This window comes from Njordella aestuarii, from assembly GCF_056494165.1.
This window is the reverse complement of sequence record NZ_CM151397.1, coordinates 5,831,775-5,851,990: the sequence shown is the minus strand read 5'-3', so window position 1 is coordinate 5,851,990 and position 20,216 is coordinate 5,831,775. Positions and strand designations below refer to the sequence as shown.

General features: G+C 51.1%; 18 protein-coding genes. 16 read left to right on the top strand and 2 right to left on the bottom strand.

Going from position 1 to position 20,216, the window contains the following annotated elements; genetic code table 11:
* The 3 genes from SH451x_RS22865 (at position 1) to SH451x_RS22855 (ending at position 3,983) form a co-directional block, all read left to right on the top strand.
* The gene (locus SH451x_RS22865) at positions 1 to 1,980 is read left to right on the top strand and encodes a redoxin domain-containing protein (protein ID WP_479359529.1); all 1,980 of its coding nucleotides are present in this window, start codon (positions 1 to 3) and stop codon (positions 1,978 to 1,980) included.
* 96 nt (positions 1,981 to 2,076) lie between these two features.
* Complete coding sequence (locus SH451x_RS22860; RefSeq protein ID WP_479359528.1) at positions 2,077 to 2,964, top strand: hypothetical protein; 888 nt, start codon at positions 2,077 to 2,079, stop codon at positions 2,962 to 2,964.
* Positions 2,961 to 3,983, top strand: coding sequence for an HTTM domain-containing protein (locus tag SH451x_RS22855; RefSeq protein ID WP_479359527.1), 1,023 nt, complete (start codon positions 2,961 to 2,963; stop codon positions 3,981 to 3,983). The genes SH451x_RS22860 and SH451x_RS22855 overlap by 4 nt, the downstream gene beginning before the upstream one ends.
* Here the strand turns inward: SH451x_RS22855 and SH451x_RS22850 are convergent.
* Entirely contained in the window at positions 3,895 to 5,100 is a 1,206-nt protein-coding gene (locus SH451x_RS22850) for a 2,3-bisphosphoglycerate-independent phosphoglycerate mutase (RefSeq protein WP_479359526.1), read from the bottom strand. The two genes, SH451x_RS22855 and SH451x_RS22850, sit on opposite strands and share 89 nt — an antisense overlap.
* A 319-nt stretch (positions 5,101 to 5,419) precedes the next feature.
* Between SH451x_RS22850 and SH451x_RS22845 the strand changes: the two genes are divergently transcribed.
* The gene (locus SH451x_RS22845; RefSeq protein ID WP_479359525.1) at positions 5,420 to 7,936 is read left to right on the top strand and encodes a tetratricopeptide repeat protein; all 2,517 of its coding nucleotides are present in this window, start codon (positions 5,420 to 5,422) and stop codon (positions 7,934 to 7,936) included.
* A 433-nt stretch (positions 7,937 to 8,369) separates the two neighbouring features.
* On the opposite strand, the gene SH451x_RS22840 is transcribed toward SH451x_RS22845, so the two are convergent.
* A complete protein-coding gene (locus SH451x_RS22840) occupies positions 8,370 to 8,906 on the bottom strand; it encodes an REP-associated tyrosine transposase (RefSeq protein WP_479359524.1) in 537 nt (178 codons plus the stop codon).
* A 555-nt stretch (positions 8,907 to 9,461) separates the two neighbouring features.
* On the opposite strand from SH451x_RS22840, the gene SH451x_RS22835 reads away from it, so the two are divergent.
* The 12 genes from SH451x_RS22835 (at position 9,462) to SH451x_RS22780 (ending at position 20,173) form a co-directional block, all read left to right on the top strand.
* Positions 9,462 to 9,926 carry a hypothetical protein gene (locus SH451x_RS22835; protein WP_479359522.1) on the top strand — a complete coding sequence of 155 codons (465 nt, stop codon included), beginning with the start codon at positions 9,462 to 9,464 and terminating at the stop codon, positions 9,924 to 9,926.
* Positions 9,927 to 9,989: 63 nt separating this feature from the next.
* A complete protein-coding gene (locus SH451x_RS22830) occupies positions 9,990 to 10,415 on the top strand; it encodes a flagellar basal body rod protein FlgB (protein ID WP_479359521.1) in 426 nt (141 codons plus the stop codon).
* A gap of 13 nt (positions 10,416 to 10,428) precedes the next feature.
* Entirely contained in the window at positions 10,429 to 10,848 is a 420-nt protein-coding gene (gene flgC, locus SH451x_RS22825; protein ID WP_479359519.1) for a flagellar basal body rod protein FlgC, read from the top strand.
* 93 nt (positions 10,849 to 10,941) lie between these two features.
* Complete coding sequence (fliE, locus tag SH451x_RS22820) at positions 10,942 to 11,259, top strand: flagellar hook-basal body complex protein FliE (protein WP_479359518.1); 318 nt, start codon at positions 10,942 to 10,944, stop codon at positions 11,257 to 11,259.
* Between the two features lie 3 nt (positions 11,260 to 11,262).
* Entirely contained in the window at positions 11,263 to 12,972 is a 1,710-nt protein-coding gene (locus SH451x_RS22815) for a hypothetical protein (protein WP_479359516.1), read from the top strand.
* A gap of 179 nt (positions 12,973 to 13,151) precedes the next feature.
* Entirely contained in the window at positions 13,152 to 14,444 is a 1,293-nt protein-coding gene (locus SH451x_RS22810) for a FliG C-terminal domain-containing protein (RefSeq protein ID WP_479359515.1), read from the top strand.
* A gap of 45 nt (positions 14,445 to 14,489) precedes the next feature.
* Positions 14,490 to 15,164 carry a FliH/SctL family protein gene (locus SH451x_RS22805; protein ID WP_479359514.1) on the top strand — a complete coding sequence of 225 codons (675 nt, stop codon included), beginning with the start codon at positions 14,490 to 14,492 and terminating at the stop codon, positions 15,162 to 15,164.
* A gap of 6 nt (positions 15,165 to 15,170) precedes the next feature.
* Complete coding sequence (locus SH451x_RS22800) at positions 15,171 to 16,520, top strand: FliI/YscN family ATPase (RefSeq protein ID WP_479359512.1); 1,350 nt, start codon at positions 15,171 to 15,173, stop codon at positions 16,518 to 16,520.
* Positions 16,517 to 16,975 (top strand): flagellar export protein FliJ, encoded by a 459-nt coding sequence (locus SH451x_RS22795; RefSeq protein WP_479359511.1) that lies wholly within the window; start codon positions 16,517 to 16,519, stop codon positions 16,973 to 16,975. Before SH451x_RS22800 ends, SH451x_RS22795 begins: the two co-directional genes overlap by 4 nt.
* A gap of 32 nt (positions 16,976 to 17,007) precedes the next feature.
* Positions 17,008 to 17,658: a hypothetical protein gene (locus tag SH451x_RS22790; protein WP_479359510.1), complete on the top strand. Its 651-nt coding sequence runs from the start codon at positions 17,008 to 17,010 to the stop codon at positions 17,656 to 17,658.
* A gap of 109 nt (positions 17,659 to 17,767) precedes the next feature.
* Positions 17,768 to 19,552 carry a flagellar hook-length control protein FliK gene (locus SH451x_RS22785; RefSeq protein ID WP_479359509.1) on the top strand — a complete coding sequence of 595 codons (1,785 nt, stop codon included), beginning with the start codon at positions 17,768 to 17,770 and terminating at the stop codon, positions 19,550 to 19,552.
* A gap of 180 nt (positions 19,553 to 19,732) precedes the next feature.
* Positions 19,733 to 20,173, top strand: coding sequence for a flagellar hook assembly protein FlgD (locus SH451x_RS22780; protein ID WP_479359507.1), 441 nt, complete (start codon positions 19,733 to 19,735; stop codon positions 20,171 to 20,173).
* Positions 20,174 to 20,216 lie beyond the last annotated feature (43 nt).

Genomic DNA, 20,216 nt, shown 5'->3' with positions numbered 1-20,216 from the left:
ATGATCAAGCAAACTCGATACAAATCTTCTTTACTCTTGGCAGGCCTTTTGCTCTGTAATGGTTTTGCTGTTGCACAGGAGCCGGTCGGATCCGAGGGCGTCATCAAAAAGGAACTGGCGGAAGCTAAGGCCTGGACGTTGATTGATCATCGCAGCAAGCCTCATAGCGCAGACGAATATGAAGGTCACGTGCACGTCGTCGCTTTTTTGGGGACGGAATGCCCGTTAGCAAAGTTGTATGCAGGTCGCCTGCAACAACTACAAAAAGATTTTGATGATCGCGGTGTGAAGTTCGTAGCGATCGATTCAAACGAGCAAGACTCGCTGAACGATATGATGGCTTTCGCGAATCGCCAACAGCTTACGATCCCATTTCTCAAAGACCCTGACTGCAGCGCGGCGCGGATGTACGGCGCGACACGCACCCCTGAAGTTTTTCTTGTCGATGCTGCTGGTCAAGTGCAATACTCCGGACGCATCGACGATCAATATGTGATTGGGAATGTCCGACAAGCTCCCACGATTGAGGATCTGAAAGTCGCGCTCAATCTAGTGCTGGAGAATAAGCCTGTGCTTGTCAAACATACTCCGGCTATGGGCTGCCTTATCGGTCAACGTCGTTCCGCGACCGAAGTAACGCAACTGACGTACTGTGCGGATATCGCTCCGATACTTCAAAATCGCTGTGTCGAATGTCATCATGCGGGCGATATCGGGCCAATGCAATTGGACAACTATGCTGATGTCGCTGCGTGGTCAGAGATGATCATGGAAGTCGTCAGCGAGAAAAGAATGCCGCCATGGCACGCAAATCCAACTGTCGGACACTTCGCTAACGATCGTTCGTTAAGTGAAATCGAGTTGTCCATGTTACAAGAGTGGATCCGAGGAGGTTGTCCCGAAGGTGATAAAGCATTGTTGCCGGCCGCAAAGGTCTATACGACGGGATGGCAATTGCCACGCGAGCCAGATCTGGTTCTCGATATGCGAACTGAGCCGTTCGCGGTGAATGCGACGGGCGAGATAAAGTACCAATACTTTAGCGTCGATCCAAAGTTCACCGAAGACAAATGGGTTCAGGCTGCGGAGATTCAACCGGGAAATCGAAGCGTTGTCCATCATGTTCTGGTGTTCGCAAAACACCCAAATCAAGTACGAGATCTCGGGGGAGAACGAAGCTATCTTACAGGGTACGTCCCCGGTACTCGGTTTAAACCTTATCCAGATGGAATGGCCAAGAAGGTCGAAGCAGGTTCCATCCTGATCTTCCAAGTGCATTACACGCCGATTGGCACCGAGCAGGAAGATCTAAGCCGTATCGGCTTCCTATTTGCCGATCCTACAACGATCACGCATGAAGTCAAAACGACCAGCGTTGTTCAGCCTCGCTTGCAAATTCCACCTGGTGATTCGAACTGGGAAACGTCGTCGATTTTGCCTGAAAAGTTGCCCGATTGTGAACTCGTGTGCATGAGCCCGCACATGCATTTGCGTGGTAAGTCGTTTAGTTACGAACTTCTAAAACCCAATGGCGATCGACTACCCTTGCTTGATGTGCCCAAGTATGACTTCAATTGGCAAACCGCCTATGAAGTTTCAGAACGAATGAAAATTCCCGCTGGCAGTCGAGTCTACTGTCGGGCTGCTTTCGATAATTCGGACGAGAATCCCTACAATCCAGACTCAAGCCAAACGGTGCGCTGGGGAGATCAAACCGATGATGAAATGATGATCGGCTATTTCGATATCGCCGTTCCTGTTTCGCACACTGCTGATGATGGAGCGAATGACAAATCGTCACAGGTAGATGCCGAGGCAAGTTTCCGATTCATAGAATGGGACGCTGATGCGAATGGGCAGATCTCGAAGTTGGAACTGCCGCAAAAGCATCGGAAGTTTTTTGAAATGGCCGACACGGATGACAACCAAAGTCTAAGCCTAAGCGAGCTTACCGTGGCCATGCGCAAGTTGTCGGAATAATCTAAGTCGACGAAAGAAGCTAACAGGCAAATGCACCTGCCCGTTGTCTGTCAGTTTGCCTTTCCGACCAACCCTTAAGTATTGTATCGGTTCAACATGTCACGCAAACGTCCGCGCAGGAGCCCTCTGCTCAACGAATCACCATCGGGAGCGGACGTGACCGCTTCCCACAATTCCGAACCGCCCGTGCGAATCACTGTTTCGAAGATTTCATTTGCTTTGCTGAGCCTCTTCGCCGTTGTTCATATCCTTGCTGTTGTTGCTGAACCTCTGCGATTTGCTTCGCAAACAACAACGCCACGCGGGGCTCCGCATGCCACCTTATTGCGTCGTGGACTTGCGCCCTACATTGACATGATGTATCTCAGCCACGGTTATTTCTTCTTTGCACCTAATCCTGGACCATCGCATTTAGTTGCGTGTGTTTTTAATGACGCGCAAGCAAACCAAACCGCCAACGAGAACGGAGCACCAGAGCGAGTCGTCTATCCTGATAAACGATTGCACAAACCGCGGTTGCTTTATCATCGCTACTTTATGTTCACCGAGTTTTACAATTCTCTGTTTGTGCCGCTCGATATGCCCGATTCCGTTGAAGGGCAGGGGGCATCGCCCGATGAAGGACTGCAACGCAGCAAAGCGCTTTATAAGGCTTTGAACGACTCGCTACGCAAGCACTTAGAGTGGAAATTTCCAGAGCGGCGTTTTCAAATATATCGAGTAGAACACCTGCTGCCGGACGAATTTCAACACTTTGAACAAGGCTGGAAACTAGACGACGATCGACTTTACCGAGAGTTGCCGGAGTCGATCGATATGCTCGAGCAAAACATGTTGCCTGGAGCGTATCGCTTTGACGATCTGGGAGAGTCGCCAGCAGCGCATACGCCACCGCGCCTTTATCCACCGGTGCAACTAAGTCTACCAGAGACCGGCGAACTGGTCCCTGCGGAAGCAGCACCACAAGAAGCGGTGCAACGATGATGCTCGATTACTTTCGTTCGTTATGGTTTGCAGCGGTCGATGGCTGGGGGCGATTCTGGTTCAACGCCAGTACGGCTCATACGCTAGCCGTGATCCGTGTCTTTACGGGTCTGATGTTAGCTTATATGCATCTCGTATGGTGCCTGCGATTAGGCGATTTCTTTGGGCCTAACGCATTGATTGACATTGCGACGCATCAGTTGATTCACCAGTACGATTATACGTGGTCGTATTTGCGCTTCACTGACTCGATGACAATGCTCTGGATGCACGAGTTTCTGGCTGTCGTAATGAGTTTAGCTATGGCGGTTGGGTTTCTAGGGCGAGTTACGACTGCGTGCGCTTGGTTTTTGACGTTGATGATTTGTCACCGAGCGACGGGACACCTGTTTGGGCTAGACCAAACCGTCATGATGCTCGCGTTTGGTTTAGCACTCGCCCCCAGTTCCGCAGTCTTAAGTCTTGACGCGTTGATACGATCGCGGTTAACGAAGTCAGATGGACCCGAGAAAGCGATATCGTCTAGCCTGCAATGGCTGTTGCCTTCGAAAGAGCCTTCTTCAATGGTGACATTTGCAACTAGACTGATCCAGTTGCAGCTCTGCGTTATCTATTTGTTTGGTGGGCTCAGCAAGATGCGAGGTTCGATGTGGTGGGACGGATCAGCCATCTGGTTCGCTGCCGCGTCCTACGAATATCAGAGCCTTGATTTTACGTGGATTGGGCGGTGGCCTATGCTAGGCGGCTTGATCACCCATTTCACGATTTTCTGGGAAATGTTTTATTGTGTGGCCGTATGGCCAATGCGAAGCCGCCCGATCGTGCTGGCAATCGCATTCTGCGTTCATCTATCCATTGCGATTTTCTTAGGCATGATCACCTTTGGCACCATGATGATCGTCGCAAATATGGTCTTTGTTACGCCTGGATTTATGCGCCGTATTTGCCCATTCTTCCAGCGTTCGACATTGCCATTGCCATCAGATACTGAGCTTCGAAATGTCCCAAGCCCCCTGTGATGCAAGTCGATTCTGAGAACTGCGTCTGCGGATCGGGGCGGCAGCAGTCGGAATGCAGCAGCGTTGGAACCGGATGCCAAGAGTGGCTCTTGAGATAGCTTGGTGTACTGTGGTCGCCGGTAACGATCAAGACGGTTGGGTTTAGCTGCCGAATCTGAGGCATGATCGCATCGAGCTCTTCAATGCGCCGAACTTTTTCGTCGAAGTTGCCATCTTCTCCGGTGCTATCGGTGTATTTGAAGTGGATAAAAAAGAAGTCGTACTGTTCCCATGACTTCTTGAGTACATCGATTTGTTCTTGAAGGGTTGCTGCTTCTCCAATGATGCTCATGCCTGCAAGGCGAGCGAGGCCTTTGTACATTGGGTAAACGGCAATCGCTGCTGCTCGCAAGCCATAGATCTCTTCATAGCTTGGCAAATTTGGCTTGGTTGCAAAGCCACGCATTGTGTGGAAGTTCGCCTTCGGGTGGCTCGCCAGAATCTGCTTGGCCTGTTTCAGGAACTCGTTGGCAACCTCCGCCGTCTTCTTACTGGCCGCGTCATTTGCAACGGCGGCAAGTGGTGGGACTCCGGTGCGCTGCGGATCAGTGTCAGCTACATTGCCGCCCAATCCCTCGCCACGGAAGACAGCGACGAAGCGGTGTTCTTTGACTGGTTCGACGAAGATTTCGATGCCAGGAATCTTGATTTGACGAAGCGAGATTGCCAGCGGCGCACTTTCGTCGCTACTGATTCGGCCGGCGCGACGATCGGAAATGTTTCCATCTTTATCAAGCGTGCAAAAGTTGCACCGGATCGCGACATCGTTCGGTTGCAGTTCAAATCCGATGCCGGTCGCTTCCAACGCGCCGCGGCCAATCTGATAGTGAAGCGGATCGTAGCCAAAAAGTCCAAGATGCCCAGGTCCGCTTCCAGGAGCAATGCCCGGTTTGACAGGAATACTTGCGCCTTGCACACCTTCGGCGGCCAGTGCATCCAAATTCGGCGTTTTCGCAGTTTCCAGCTCCGTCTTTCCACCCGGCTTCATCGGCAGTCCGCCAAGCCCGTCGGCGACAAGCATCACAATTTTACTGTCAGCAGGTTGTTTTAATTCACGGATCAATTGCAACGTTTGCATAGCTTCGTCTCAAAGTTCAAAGTAGATCTGTCTTACGGTTGGATCGGACACTATTTTTCAGGCCAATTCCTATTCAGTCTTGTGCGACGTATACCTAACGCCACAACCTTACCGAATCAATCAGGTTGACTGTTTAGCAGATCAGGCAGTTTCGGCAAGTCGACCTTTCGACGCAAACGAGTTTTTCATCGACGTTAGCCGGTTTCGTTCGCAACTCACAACCGTTGCGATTCCTACATCCCGCGGGGCTTAGCGAAGGCAATCGACTTGCCAGTTAGGCTGGCAAACTTGGACGGCGAGAATAACCGATGTTGTAGATATGCATCGTTATTCAATCAGCGCCCGAAATCGCTCCGGCTGGATCAAACCAGTGGCCGTTATCGGCTGCGCGGTCGGTTCCGTCCTTGCCGCCGCATTAGCGTTCGCTTGGATCGCAGGTCCGGGCGGGGTAACGCCCACAATCAAGCTGGACATTGCACTGCGACAGATGCAGAAGGGGGACATCCAAGGCGCTGCTCGCTTTATCGATGGAATTGATGCTGAACAGTTGGAAGCGGACGAAGATAAATCCAAGTTCAATCTGATTAAAGGAGTCCGTGCCTACGATAAGGCGGCAAAATCGACCCTGAAGCAGTCTTACTTTGCGAGTCTTGAAGAAGCGGACAAACTGCTCAGTAAGTCGAACGAACTTAAGTTTCCGGCCGGGTTTGAAGGCATCGGCAATTACTATTTCGGTAAGACGTTAAACGAGTTGAACCGCCCGGAGGAGGCAAAGCCATTTTTGAAAGTTGCCATCGATCGACTTCCGCAATCGCGATTCGATGCTATCCAAGATCTGGTAAACATCCAACTTACGGCGCCTTTGCCGAAGGTTCAAGAAGTTGAAAAGACCATTGATCGCTGGACACGTTTCCCAGCCATTACGCAAGAGCAGCTGGATCTTGCGCAGCTGGCCCTGGCACGTTTGCGTCTGGCTTCTGGAAAAAAAGACGAAGCAATCGAGACAGCGCAAGCGATCGCAGTTGATAGCAGGCATCGACCAGATTCAGATCTATTGATCGCATCAATTCACTGGGACGAACTTTGGAAAAGCATTGTTGGACAAAGTGAGTCGCAAGAAATCACGCCCGAGTTGAGGCGGGAGGTTGAGTCTGTCGTCGAACGCTTGGTCAGTGTCATGCGAGCGCCTACAGCCAATCCGCAGGATAAACTGCGAGCCAAGTATCTGCAATCATTGTGTTACCGTGCGTTAGGAAGAAACGAAGAAGCGATTAGTGCGTTGTCTAGCCTGCGAACAGGCTCGCCGCAAACGATCGAGTCGGTGGCGGCGGCCGTCGAAGAAATTGATCTGTTAGCCGAACTGCAACGCTGGGATGACGCAATTGGAACACTTCGGCAAATGTCCAACGGTTTTGGCGAAGTACGGTGGTATACCAACACTTGGCGTCCTCTCGCCATGCTTCGCGAAAAACTTCTGGGAGCAGCTAACAGATTCTTGGATGGCGAAGCTTTCGACAAAGCAGTCGCGTTCAGTGACAACGTGCCTGCGTTCGTGAAGGATGAAGATCGTCTGCGACTGCGGGCTCCTGCGTATCGGGGGTGGGCTGAAATGGAGCGAGCCAAAGGGCAGGTGAAAGCGGTCTCGACCACTTTACAGACTCGACAAAATGAAGAAGCAGCAATCTCAGCGCAAAAACTGTTCGCTCAAGCAGGGCGCAATTACGAACAGCTCTCGAACACACAACTTATTGCTGTCGACTACCCCGACCTCCTATGGTCTGCCATCGAGTGTTATGAGCTTGCGAAAGACTACGTTCGCAGCACCCTACTGCTGGACCGCTATTTAGATATTCAGCCGCGCGATACTCATCCGAAAGCTTTGCTAAAAAAAGCGGGCAACTTTTTTGAGCTAGGACAAACAGATGCTGCGATTGAAGCGCTGCGGCGGTGTGTGGCTTCGATGCCGAACCATCCATTGGCTTACGAAGCTCGCTTGCAGACTGCCAAGATTTTACTTGATCAATTCAAATATGATGGTGCCGCCGAGCAGTTGTTGGCGAACTTGTATGATGGCAACTTAACGCCCGAAAGCCAGATTTGGCGCGATAGCCTGTTCGAGGTCGGTTTGCTGTATTGCCGCTCAGGGATCGACGATATTGCAAAAGTACGTTCGATGTACGATTCAGCTTCGCTTGCCGAACAAAAGAATCTGTTCGATGAGATGCAAAAGTCCCAGGCGATGCTATTGCAGGGCATCCAGCGACTTGAGGAAGCAATTCAGCGATATCCAGACGATCCGAGAATCTATTATTGCCTCTATAGGATCGCTGAAGGATATCGTATTGCCGCGGAGTGGCCCAAGTTGCAGCTTAACACGGCAAAGCTTGCGAGTGTGGATTCGCGAGAGAATCATCGTCAGGAGCGCGATGCGTTGTTGGGGGCGGCGCAAAAAGCCTATGGGCTGCTGCGCGACAAGATAAATCAGACTGGTGACTTGCTGGCGTTGGATTCGGAGCGGCAGCGAATGTTGCGAAACAGCTATCTTGGCGAAGCGGATTTGATGTACGAGACACTTCAGTATGAGCAGGCGCTCCAGACTTACCGAAATGCAGCGAACCGATTTTTGACAGAACCAATAGCCCTGGAAGCCCTTACGCGAGCAGCCCAGTGCTCCCAGCAACTGGGACGCAATGACGAAGCGTTGCGAACGCTGAACCAAGCGAGCGATTTGCTGAGCCGGTTGGATGCAAGCAACCCGAATCTTTTTGCCGAATCAACCCGCGGATCAAAAGAAAACTGGGCCAGTTTTCTCGATTGGATGAAGACAACTCTTTAATCTCGTTCCCAGGCTCCGCCTGGGAATGAACTGCCTCAGAGGCTCCGCCTCTCTCCTGCGGGCTGATTAGACGTTAGAAATGCGCAGGCAGAGCCTGCAGTGCAGTGGGTTACCAGGCGGAGCCTGGTAACCAGTCGTATCTCGTTCCCAGGCTCTGCCTGGGAACGAACTGCCTCGGAGGCTCCGCCTCTCTTCTGCGGGCTGATTAGACGTTAGAAATGCGCAGGCAGAGCCTGCGGTGCAGTGGGTTACCAGGCGGAGTCTGGGAACCAGTCATATCTCGTTCCCAGGCTCTGGCTGGGAATGAACTGCCTCAGAGGCTCCGCCTCTCTTCTGCGTGACGTTTAAATGTTAGAAATGTGCAGGCAGAGCCTGCGGTGCAGTGGGTTACCAGGCGGAGCCTGGTAACCAGTCACCCAGCACATTCTACGAGCTAACGCCAATCCGTTTTTACGTTAATCAGTTCGGGCAAGCCAGCGTAAGAACGCGCACTTGAATATCGCCAGTGCAGCGGATCATCGACATAGCCTCGACGTAGCGGATTGTTATGAATGTACTCAATTTTTTGCCACATCATTTCTTCGGTTTCAATAATCTTGGGATGGCTACCTTCCTGCCAAAGTTGATGATCTTGGTCCAACTTATGTCGTAGTTTATAAAATTGCAATTCTTGCAGCATTGTCCTTGCGCCTTTCTTTTCCATTAGCTTGATGATAGAGGTTGCCGTAAACGACTTGAACGCCGCAACACACTTCGGAAGCAGTGGGCCAACTCCGATCCAATGGATATGATTCTCGAGTAGCACCCAAGCCAAAACGTCAATGTCGCGATGTGTTTGGATGAACCTTAGGCTATCCAGAATTACTTGAGCAAACTCGGGGTCAGAGAAAACGGGGAGCCAAGCTACAGTGGTACTGGTCATGAAATGTGGATAATGACTGTCGCCAAAACGATAGCGAGATCGGCTCATTATTTTTACTCCGGACTGTGGAATGGAGCATCTCTGCACAATTGTATTGAAAAAAAGTATAAGCAATTTCTCGTTCCCAGGCTCTGCCTGGGAATGAACTGCCTCGGAGGCACCGCCTCTCTTCTGCGGGCTGATTAGACGTTAGAAATGCGCAGGCGGAGCCTGCAGTGCAGTGGGTTACCAGGCGGAGCCTGGTAACCAGTCATATCTCGTTCCCAGGCTCTGCCTGGGAATGAACTGCCTCGTAGGCTCCGCCTCTTTTCTGCATGCTGGTTAGACGTTAGAAATGCGCAGGCGGAGCCTGCAGTGCAATGGGTTACCAGGCGGAGCCTTGTAGCCAGTCGTAACTCGTTCCCAGGCTCCGCCTGGGAACGAACTGCCTCGGAGGCTCCGCCTCTCTCCTGCGGGCTGATTAGACGTTAGAAATGCGCAGGCGGAGCTTGCACTGCCGTGGGTTACCAGACCCGGGCACGTAGCCAGGATGAGTAGAAAAAATCCGAAAAATTCGGATTTTGACTCAAGCTTTCATGTTGGCTCCAAAGCGAACACATGCTAGTGTCGACCACTATGGATACGCTCTCTACAAACCATTTGCACGAAATCGTTCAGCGAAAGCTGCTGCTGTTGCAGACGATTAAACAAATGACGCTGCAACAAACAGCTTTAGTAGCAGCGCAAGATGTCGACCAATTGCTAGCACATCTAAGCCATAAGAACGATGCCATGGAGGCACTTCAAAAAGTTCAAGCCGAACTCAAGCCTTTCAATGTTCAAGAACCAGCCGAAAGACGCTGGGAAAGCGAAGCGAAGCGCTTGGCATGCAAGGCGGAACTGGCACAGTGCGATCAGATCATCCGTGATTTGCTCGTCTTGGAAAGCCAAGCGATCGAACAGTTAAAGGATGAACGAACTCTGATCAGTGCTCACTTGCAGCAAATTCATGATTCCGCGTCTGTGGAACGTGCATACGAAGCCAACTCCGAGAGTGTTGACTACGCATCGCTTTCCTTAGAAGGATAGCAAGCATGAAAGATGGCGAATAAAACACGAACAGGAAACGCCTAAGGACAAGGCACTGCAAATATGTGGAACGGAGTTTTTCAAAACGCATCAGTCGACAATTTGGTCGAGACGGTGAAATTTGCGGAGCGACGTCACCAGTTGCTGGCAAGCAACATTGCAAATCTTGATACCCCTGACTATCAGACGCAAGACCTTTCGGTTGAGGACTTCCATAAGGCATTGGGTGAACGCATCAACGCCGAAAAGAGTGGCGTCGCGGAAGGCTCGAGCCAGGCTGGTGTGGACGGAGTGTCCGAGGAACAAGCGCAGCAACACGTTCGCAAAGCCTTTGAACAAATACTATATCACGATGGCAGCGATGTCAGTTTAGAACAGCAGGTGACTGCCATTAGCAAGAACCAAGCGATGCACTCGACAGCCGTGACAATTCTGCGACACCAGATGCATCAACTACAAATGGCCATATCCGAATCTGTAAACGTGTAAAAGGAAACCATAAATGCTATCTGCAATCGATGTTAGTACTAGCGCTCTGGTCGCGCAACGAGCCAGGCTGAATACAATCTCCGGCAATATTGCAAATATGTCGACTTTGACCAACGAAAAAGGGGAAGCCAAACCTTATCAAGAACGTTTCGTCGTATTTAAAACGGATGAGTATAACGGAGGAAAAGGGCTTACCGGAGTTAAAGTCGATAGTGTTGAAATTGACCAGAGCGAACCTCTGTATCGTTTCCAACCCGACCATCCATTGGCGATTAAGGATGGCAAGTGGAAAGGCTATGTTGCATATCCTAACGTTAACATGAACGAACAGTTTGTCGACGCTCTGGAAGCTTCACGCGCCTACGAGGCAAACTTAGGCGTTATGGAAGTGAGCAAGGGGCTACACCGACAGACGCTCAGTATTCTAGCTTAACCGAAGGTACTCCGATTATTACACGGAATAGTTCGTGGGCCCTTTTGTTCTATTATAACTTAACAAGAATTTGAGCACGCAAATGGATTTGCGATGCAAGTAAATCAAAATTCACTACTTACCGAGTTTTCGCAGCGCCTTGCTCAGCACGGTGTTCGCTCGAACACGCCTGCAGAACAAGGACAAGGTCCAAAGGATTTCGCAGACCTTTTGGCTCGAGGTGTCAGCAGCGTCAATAACGCACAGGCGGAGTCTCAAGATCAGATCCAACAGTTGCTGACTGGAGGTGATGTGAATTCCGCAGAAGTTATCACCAGTATCCAGAAAGCCGATATGGCGTTTCGTCTTTTGGTTCAAGTAAGAAACAAACTTATGAAGGCATACGAAGAGATTCAAGCGATCCACGTATAAACTATGCAATTCTTCAATCAACTAATTTCACAAGCTCGCGAATTATTCCTTTCCATGACTCCGGGGTCCCGGATATTGGCAGGACTATTGTTGGCGGCTGTAGTGGTCAGTTCGGCGTTCCTTGTTCAAGGGACAACAGGCCAAACGATGGAGTACTTGTTCACTGGACGAGCGCTGAGCGAATCGGAGCTTGATGCTGCCGAAGTTGCTTTCAGCACCGCTGCTCTATCGGACTACGAGTTGATCGGACGGCGTATCCAAGTGCCTGCCGCCAAGCGGCATGAGTATATGAAGGCGTTGGCTGAAAACAACGCCTTTCCTAAGCACTTGGGAAGTTCCATCGATCAGGCACTTTCGGCTCAGAGCTTTCTGGAGCCAATCGAAAGTTCACGTCAAAGAATCCGTGCGGCACGCGAAGGCGACATTGCTAACGCTATCAAGAGCTTAAGTTTCGTCGAAGATGCGTTTGTTACCTACGACGAGCAACGAAATGGTTTCAGTACAGCCAAGCAACAGACCGCAAGCGTCTGGGTTAGGCCTCACGCAAACTCATCGCTATCTGATCAGCAGAAGCGTGACATTATGCACCAAGTTGCTGCCGGGTTCGCTGGTTTGAAGTATGAAAATATTTCCGTCATGGATATGGACAACGGCGCTGTCATGCACGGTAGTACCGATCCGATGACGGCCGAGCAGCAGAAATTTTATCACGTGAAAAAGAAATACGAAGAAGAGCTTCGTACTAAAGCCCGAAACTTGCTCGCTGACTACGGTGATGTACGTTTGGAAGTTACCGTCGATTTGGATCCTACCATTCGTGAAGCCTCAGAGATCCTGAAGTACAACGAGAAACCTACGACGCTACAAACGAGTGAAACGAAACGCGAGTCGTCGTCAAGCGAGCCGATCGAAGGTGGTCGGCCCGGAGCTGAACCAAATGCGATAGCCAACCGTTCTGCATCCTTACAAGGGCAGTCGCAAGAGACTTCAAAGACGAAAGAATCGGTAACAGAAGAAAAAAAGGTCACCGGCCGAGAGACTACGATCACCGACAAAATTGGCCTAAAGCCAACTTATGCTACGATTTCAGTCTCAATACCGACTTCCTATTACAAAACAGCGTTTCATCGGAAGTGGTTGGACGAGAACCCAGACAAAACGACGAGCGATCTTACCAGCATCGACAAGACTGTCTTTGTACAAGGCGTCGCAGCGGTGAAAGACGAAGTCAATAAGAAGATTCAGACGACGCTCGCGGCTTTAGTTCCCTCGGTTTCCGCTGGTGCAGATCGGTTCCCAAGTGTAACGGTTACCGACTATTTGGATACGCCAGCTCCCCTCATTCCTGGTCCGAGTATGGCGGAGAATTTGCTAGTCTTTGCCTTAGGCAGCTGGCAATGGTTTGGGATGTTCACATTGGCAGGTATGGCGTTGATGATGCTTCGTTCTTTTTCGAAAACCGCCCCCGTCGGCAACGTTGATTCGGATTTTGAACGAGGATTTAGTATTCAGTTGGAAGATCCGTCGACCTGGGATTTGTCTGCACTAGAGCCAGAGCTTGATGAAGATGGGGAAGAGGTAGACGAGAATGGCGATCGGCGGAAATTCAATATTACGGGTAGCGAGATTAAGGAAGAGCTAACTTCCATGGTCCGCGAAAATCCAGACGCGGCCGCTTCGCTCTTGCGCAGTTGGATTGGTGAGGCTGCTTAGCCTCGACCCCTTTGCGGCAGTAGCCCGGTGTGCGAATAGCTGCAGTTGAAGTTGCTTCAACTTTCCCAGATTAACAACGAATTAATCTTGCTCTGAAATCTCAAAAAACATTAAAGATTGAAATGTCAATGCGAACAGATTTCTGACGGCACGCAACTACGAACGCGAAAGGACTGACTATGGCAAAGGCCGAATCACAAAACAAGATTCGGCAGATCGCAATCGTGCTAACGAGCGTCGACGCCAAAACTGCTCGGCAGATCCTTTCTTCTTTACCGCCCGATATCGCCAAGCCAATTCGATCTTTGATTGGTCGCCTCGGCAGCGTGACACCGCACGAACGTGACGAAGCATTCGCGGCACTCACACCGATTCTGAAATTATCATCCAACAAACCCGCGACCAAGCCACGCGACTCCGGCTCCAAACCTCCTGCCCCCAGCTATGCCAGTCCGGCGGAAATGCTGTTAGCCCAATCAGCATCGACTATCGATCGCGCCGACATTACCTATAGCATGCCAGTAGGTGTTTCCGGGGCAGAAACTGCCAGTCCACAGATTTCTGATTTAAGCGGACAACACTCGCCGCCATCGGCAGACATCGCTTGGTTCGACGCGACCACATCCGAGTGGGCGCAACTGCTGAAATCGGAACGCCCCATCATTATTGCGTCCATTGTAGCGCAGGCTCCGAAAATGCTGGCGTCTGAAATACTTCAGGAACTGCCAGGCCGCATTGCCGTCGAGACGTTAGCAGAAATGCCGAAAATCGGTTCGACTTCACCGGAAGTGCTAGAAGAGATTTGTAGCCAGCTGAACGGCCGTTTGCGTGAATTTCGAAATCAGTCGCTGACAAATCAATGGGGGCTGCAAAAGGCCAGGGGAATCTTCGAATCCCTACCCGAAGCTATGCGCTCGCAATGGGCGTTGCAAATGGAAAGCATCGATCCGAATGTTGCACGCGAATTTGCACAATTTGCCGACGTTGCCAAACGAGCGTCTGAGCCGGAGGTGTCTGCCGGAATCAGTGCGACGTATGATGTTCTAGCCAGCAGCGCGAAATCAAAGCTTGCTCCAGAACTAAAAATTGCGGAACAAACGCGGAATTCTTCTCCTGACAATTCTGACAAAATCGTTAGCGACGATTCAGTTGCGTCATCGTCAAACACGGTCGCGTACGATGCGGAAGATTTCGATTCTCTAATGCATTTACCGCTGAGCGATCTTGCTAAAATTATTCGCGAATGCGATCCCGAGACAGTACTGGCGGCGCTCTCTGGTGCGAGCCGGCGTTGGCTAGCCCGTTTCGAAAAAATGATTCATCCACGGGAAGTAAATCGGTTGCGGCAGCGAATCAAATCGAATACGCAATTGTCAATGCGTGAAATTGATGCGGCACAAGCGGCAGTCGTCGCTACTGCTGCAAAGCTCGGACTCTTTTCAATCGCATCCAGTGAGCTTATGGCTGCTTGATTCTAAGCCAATCGGAGACCTTTGCTAACTGCAATAGAAAATATCATGGCTAGTATCCTCAAACCGAGAAATCTCCCGCCGGGAGTGTCGCTGCAGCAAATCGAGGGCTTCAACTGGGAAGATGTGCTGGGGCGCGCACGAAGCCACTTAGAACAAGTACGAAAGCAAGCGCAGGAGATTATCGAGAATGCCAAGGTCGAAGTAGAACAGATTAAGGCCAACGCTCGCGAAGAAGGGCGGCAAGCGGCGGAACAAGATCTGGAAAGCATGGCGATCAAAAAAGCCACGACGATGGCTGACCAGAAAATTACGCAGAGTCTCCAAGCGACCGAGACGCTTGCTGCACAACTAGAAGAAGCGACCGAGCAATGGTTGCGCCAGTGGCAACATGAAACGATTCCGCTTGCTATTGCCATTGCTGAACGGCTTGTGCAGCGTCAAATCGATTTAGATCCGTCGATCCTACTTCAGTGGCTTGCCAACGGAATCTCGCTAGCTCGCGCCGAGCATGCGCTACAAATTCGGATCCATCCAGAGGACCGTGAACGTTTAGGCGCGCATCTTGATCGATTCATCCAGTCGGCAGGACAGAAGCAACAGTTGACCCTGATCGAAGACGAAACGATCCAATCACCCGGCGTGGTGATTCAGTCGGATGATTTAAGAATCGATAGTCAACTGACGGCACAATTGGATAGACTCGTACAGGAAATGCGATAAGACTCGATGCTAAATTTGCCCGCCGTAACAACCGCCCACCAATGGGGACCAATTCTTAACAAGTGTGTCAGCGTCAAACTGAGCGGCCGCGTGAGCAGTATTCGTGGGCCAACGATTATCGCTGCGGGCATGCCAGCTCCGGTCGGGGCAGTCGTGAAGATCGAGCGAGGTGGCGGCGATGCAGTCCATGCTGAAGTAATCGGTTTTGACGGCAAACAATGTATTTTGGCACCCCTTGATGTAATGGCAGGCGTTAGCCCTGGCGATCGAGTTACACTCGTGCGTACGACTCGTACGATTCCCGTGTGTAATGAGATGATAGGCCACGTGCTAGACGCGGAAGGCAATCCGCTTGAAAAGGGCGTTCTCTTGCCGTTGACGCGGCGCGTCGAGTGCGATGCGCCGCCGATTCCAGCGCTTGATCGACCGCCAATCGACAAAATTTTACCCACAGGGGTACGGGCCATCGATTCACTTTTAACACTTGGATACGGTCAACGGATCGGGATTTTTGCAGGATCCGGCGTTGGGAAAAGCACATTACTGGGAATGCTGGCGCGGGGAACCGCGGCAGATGTCGTCGTGATAGGATTGATCGGTGAGCGAGGTCGCGAAGTTCTCGAGTTTTTGGATAGAGATTTGGGAGATGAGGGACGCCGGAAATCTGTTACCGTCGTTGCAACCAGCGACACACCGGCTCCAAAACGCATTCTGGCTGCGAAAACAGCCACGGCGATCGCCGAAGCGTTTCGCGACCAGGGAAAATCTGTGCTACTGTTAATGGATAGTGTCACCCGTTTCGCTATGGCCCAACGCGAAGTTGGACTTGCGGCGGGTGAAGTTCCGACAACGAGAGGCTACCCACCAAGCGTCTTTGCCATGTTGCCACAGCTAGTCGAACGAACCGGCAATTCTAACCAAGGCTCCATAACGGCGATCTACACGGTCTTGGTCGAAGGGGACGATGCGAACGAGCCCATCAGTGACACTCTTCGTGGCTTACTGGATGGCCACTTGCATCTTTCACGGTCGATCGCGGCCTCGGGACGTTATCCAGCAATCGATATTTTGCCGTCTTTGTCCAGATTGCAAAATACCTTGATCGATGGGGCACACCGCGGAGCGGTTACCAAACTGCGTCAGTGGATGGCAACGTATGCCGAGAACGAAGATCTAATCAACATCGGGGCCTATGCTAAGGGCAGCAACCAACAGATCGATGAAGCGATCGCTAAACGTGAAGCAATCAACGCATTTTTGGCTCAAGAACAACACGGTGTAATCTCCTGGAAGCAGATGGCTAGCGAGTTGACGCAACTGACGGCCGCAAATGTACCTCATAAGGCCGCCGCATGAGTCAGCCATTCAAGCTTAGCAACGTTATGAAACTGCGGCAGCGTGAGCGAGATAAGGCTGCCGGTGATATGCAAGAGATCCGCAACGCCCTTGCTCTGTTCGATGCACAAATGGAAAAAGTGCGTGACGAAGCGAAGCAACTCGCGCAGGATCGAAAAGGATTCTCGTTAGGTAGTGTCGTTATTTCTAATTTGATTGAAATTCAACGTTATGAACTTCAGCTTTCAATGCAATACGCGGCAATGAAAGAAAAACGGCAGATTTTAGTCAACGAGCAGACTCGGCGCGAGTCCGTGTTACTCAAGTGTCAGCAGAATCTTAAAGCGATCGAAGTACTTGAAGAGCAGCACAAGCACAAAGTTCGCAAGCTCGAAGAGAAGGCTTTACAAGGTCGGTTAGATGAATGGTCTAACACGCACAATGTTCTAACTTCGCAAGAGACGAATGCAGAGTAAGTTCTCTGAAACATATCGGTTAGGTTCGTACTATGAAAAAGATTGCAAATTTATTCCTCTGGTTCTGTGCCGCTACCATTCTTGCTCAAGCAGCAATCATTGGTCTCTCTGTAGCAAAAGGCAATTTCGACAAGGACTCTGTTCCAAAGCTGATTGCTATGATGAACGGTATTGACATTCAAGGCGAGCGACTGCGGCAGGCGATTGTCGAGGGTAAAGACACTCCGGTCCCAACACATGACGAAATATTAACCACGAGAGCTCAGCTGAGTCTGGAGCTTGATGCACGAGAGAGGGCTTTGAGTCGATTTCGCGATCAACTAGAGACAATGCAGTCTAAACTTCAAACGGAAATCAAAGAATTTGATACGCGAAGGCTCGCATTCGAAGCAGCTGTCGCTCAACGTGCCAAGACCGTCAACGAGCAAACTTTAGGAGAAGTTCAGCGAATTATTGAAATACTGCCCCCCGAACAGGCAAAAGATCAGCTTATGCGGATGATAGAAAATAATTCATCTGAAGATGTGGTCGCAATCATTAAAGCTTTACCCGACGACAAACGAAAAAAGATCATAGGCGAATTCTTGCAAGAAGACGAAGCGGCCAAGCTTCACGATATCTTGACGATGATTCGTGAAGGAGTCGGCGTTAACGGCGACCCCGCAGGCGCGGCCATCGACTGAAAATAGCAATCTGAACGCTTGCTCATAATCTTTGTGAGTAAGTGAACAACACTATTTTTGTCGCCGCCGCACAGATTTCACGTTAGATCCTTCGGGGGGAGGTTCTGCGATGATAGATGCGACTTCAAGTACGCAACTGCCATCTGATCAAGATTCGTATCGCGAACGTATTGCGGGCGGCCGCCAAAATAGTAGTGCATTCAATCGGCGTTCCAATGTCAATGCATCGTTGATGTTCGATTCGTTGTTTCAATCGCAGCTCTTTCAAGCGGCTGTGCCAGCGCCTGAACGGCATCGACCAATCGATCCGACTCAACAACAGGTGTCCAAAGACAGTTCCGCCGAGGATATCGAAGCAAACGTTGCCAGCGAAGATGAACCTTCGGACTCCGAAGAAACTTTGGAACGGGCGGTTGCACCTGCTGTCGTTTTCCAGCCCATTGTTCAAAAATCCCAAGACCTACCGCGGGAAGATGTGGTAGGGCAGGAATTGGTCGTTGCTAAATCGACTGCTCCTGTAAAGCAGGAGACGGCTGCAGACGTTTCGGCCGAGCAAGCAGTAACGCAGGAGTCAGCTGAGCCCGCGTTATCAAAGCCGGAGGAAGCACCTCAACAAGTTGAACTCGCGCCGTCTGAAGTTCCAGTGTTGCAAACGGCTGCTGTTGCTGGCGGCAGCGAACAAGTTGCGCCCGAGGGGGAGTCGGAAGTGGCAGGCGAGCATAGTGGCCGCCGCAAGAGCCGCCGGAACCAACGAGAAAACGTTGAGAACAATACAAGTGTCGCTGAGAAAGTCGCATCGTCACAATCCACGGCGAATGAGTTGCAGACGAGCGAGGTTCAACCCGAATTGCCGAAAGAAAAGGCGAAAAACCAAAGGGACGATGCTGACGAAGAGCGCAGCGATCTCCGCGAACTCGATAAGCCAGCGGCGGTTGGACAGGAAGTCGACAAACCAAACCGCCGTGCTGAGGCCTTGCGAGAAGGTCGCGATGGGAGTAAAGATCGCGAGCAATCATCGCAGTCGGAATTACTCGCGGAGCAGCCAGCTACAGCAAGCGAAAGTGTACAAGTCGTCGAGATCGATGTACAGAAAACGTTGGACTCCAATGCTCCGCTTACCGGCCTCAATTTGCCAGGCATGAATGATGGCACAACTACTAGCTTGCCAGATCAAGCGCTGGCAGCTGATGTTACACTTCAAGCAATCGACGGGACTTCCGCCGTGCCACTAGGTTCGGCAAATGGTGCTGCATCCACGGGTGCGATAGCGGGAGTGGCCGCCACCATCGCCAGCGTCCCAACAAACGCAGTTGCAGGCGTTGGTAGTATGGCGCGTGAAGCTTCTCAGGCCAACACCATGCCAAGGTCGGAAACAGCCAGCGGTGCCACGGGTGCAACTCCGGTTCCCGAATCTCAACTGACAGGCTACCAACAGGGGCGGTTATTGCAACGAGTTTTGAACGGCTTGGAGCAGCTTCAAGATGGCTCGAGCTCCGTTCGCCTTCGACTTCATCCGCCCGAGTTAGGAGCGCTTGAAGTTAGCCTGCATATGACTCAAACGACGATTGCTGCAACAATAACAGTAGAGTCGGAGGCTGCTCGCCAGGTTTTGCAAGAGAACCTGCCAATGCTACAAAACAAACTGGCGGACCAAGGCCTACAGGTCGAGCGATTTGACATTCAAACGCAGTCGGCCAACACCGAAGGTGGAGCCAATTTCGATCGAGGTTACGGAAATGAATCCAACCAGCATTCGACGGGGCAGGGCAGTGAGCAACACGAGGCTCGGCAAGAGGTAATTGGCAAGTTGGGCAATCGATTGCGACCGGGATCGCCGTTCGCTGGACCGCGTGAGGGTCAATCGGCGGATGTAGCGCTTGATCTTAAAGCCTAGACAGAGCAAAGTTTTGTGTGTGCTTTCCTAGTTTTACCAGCTTACGCGGGTTGCTCAGACGATCTGGTTTTTAAGAAACAATACTGCTATCTGTTTGGTCGCTCGGTTGGGCCGCAATTCAAGTCGGTATCACGGACGAGCATCCCTAAAGCTTACAATTGATCGGAAAAAGGAAGTGCGATGTCCCAAGTAACTTCTGCGACGCAAACGAACGGCGAGAACACAATTACGCAGCCAAAAGGCAATGGGATTGATTCGCTGGACCAAGATCAATTCCTGAGCTTAATTATTACACAGCTGCAGAACCAAGATCCTTTAGAGCCGACGGACAATGCGGCGTTGATGCAGCAAGTGAGCGATCTTCGTTCACTGGCGGCAAACGACTCGCTGATGGACACCCTTGGCAATTTCTCCGTTACGCAGCAGCTCACAACTGCTAGCAATTTAATCGGAAAGTCGATCGAGGGTTTGGATGTGGATGGAAGCGCGGTCGAAGGAGTCGTCTCGAGTGTCTCGGTGCAAACCGATGAAAATGATCCGAACAATCGTCAGATCAGAGTGCATGTCGGATCGAAGTTGGTCGATATAAAGAACGTTCGTGAAATTTTGCCGGTTGAGTAACCGGTACGAGCGATTACTTTTCTACTCCTTGGGAGGAGTCTAC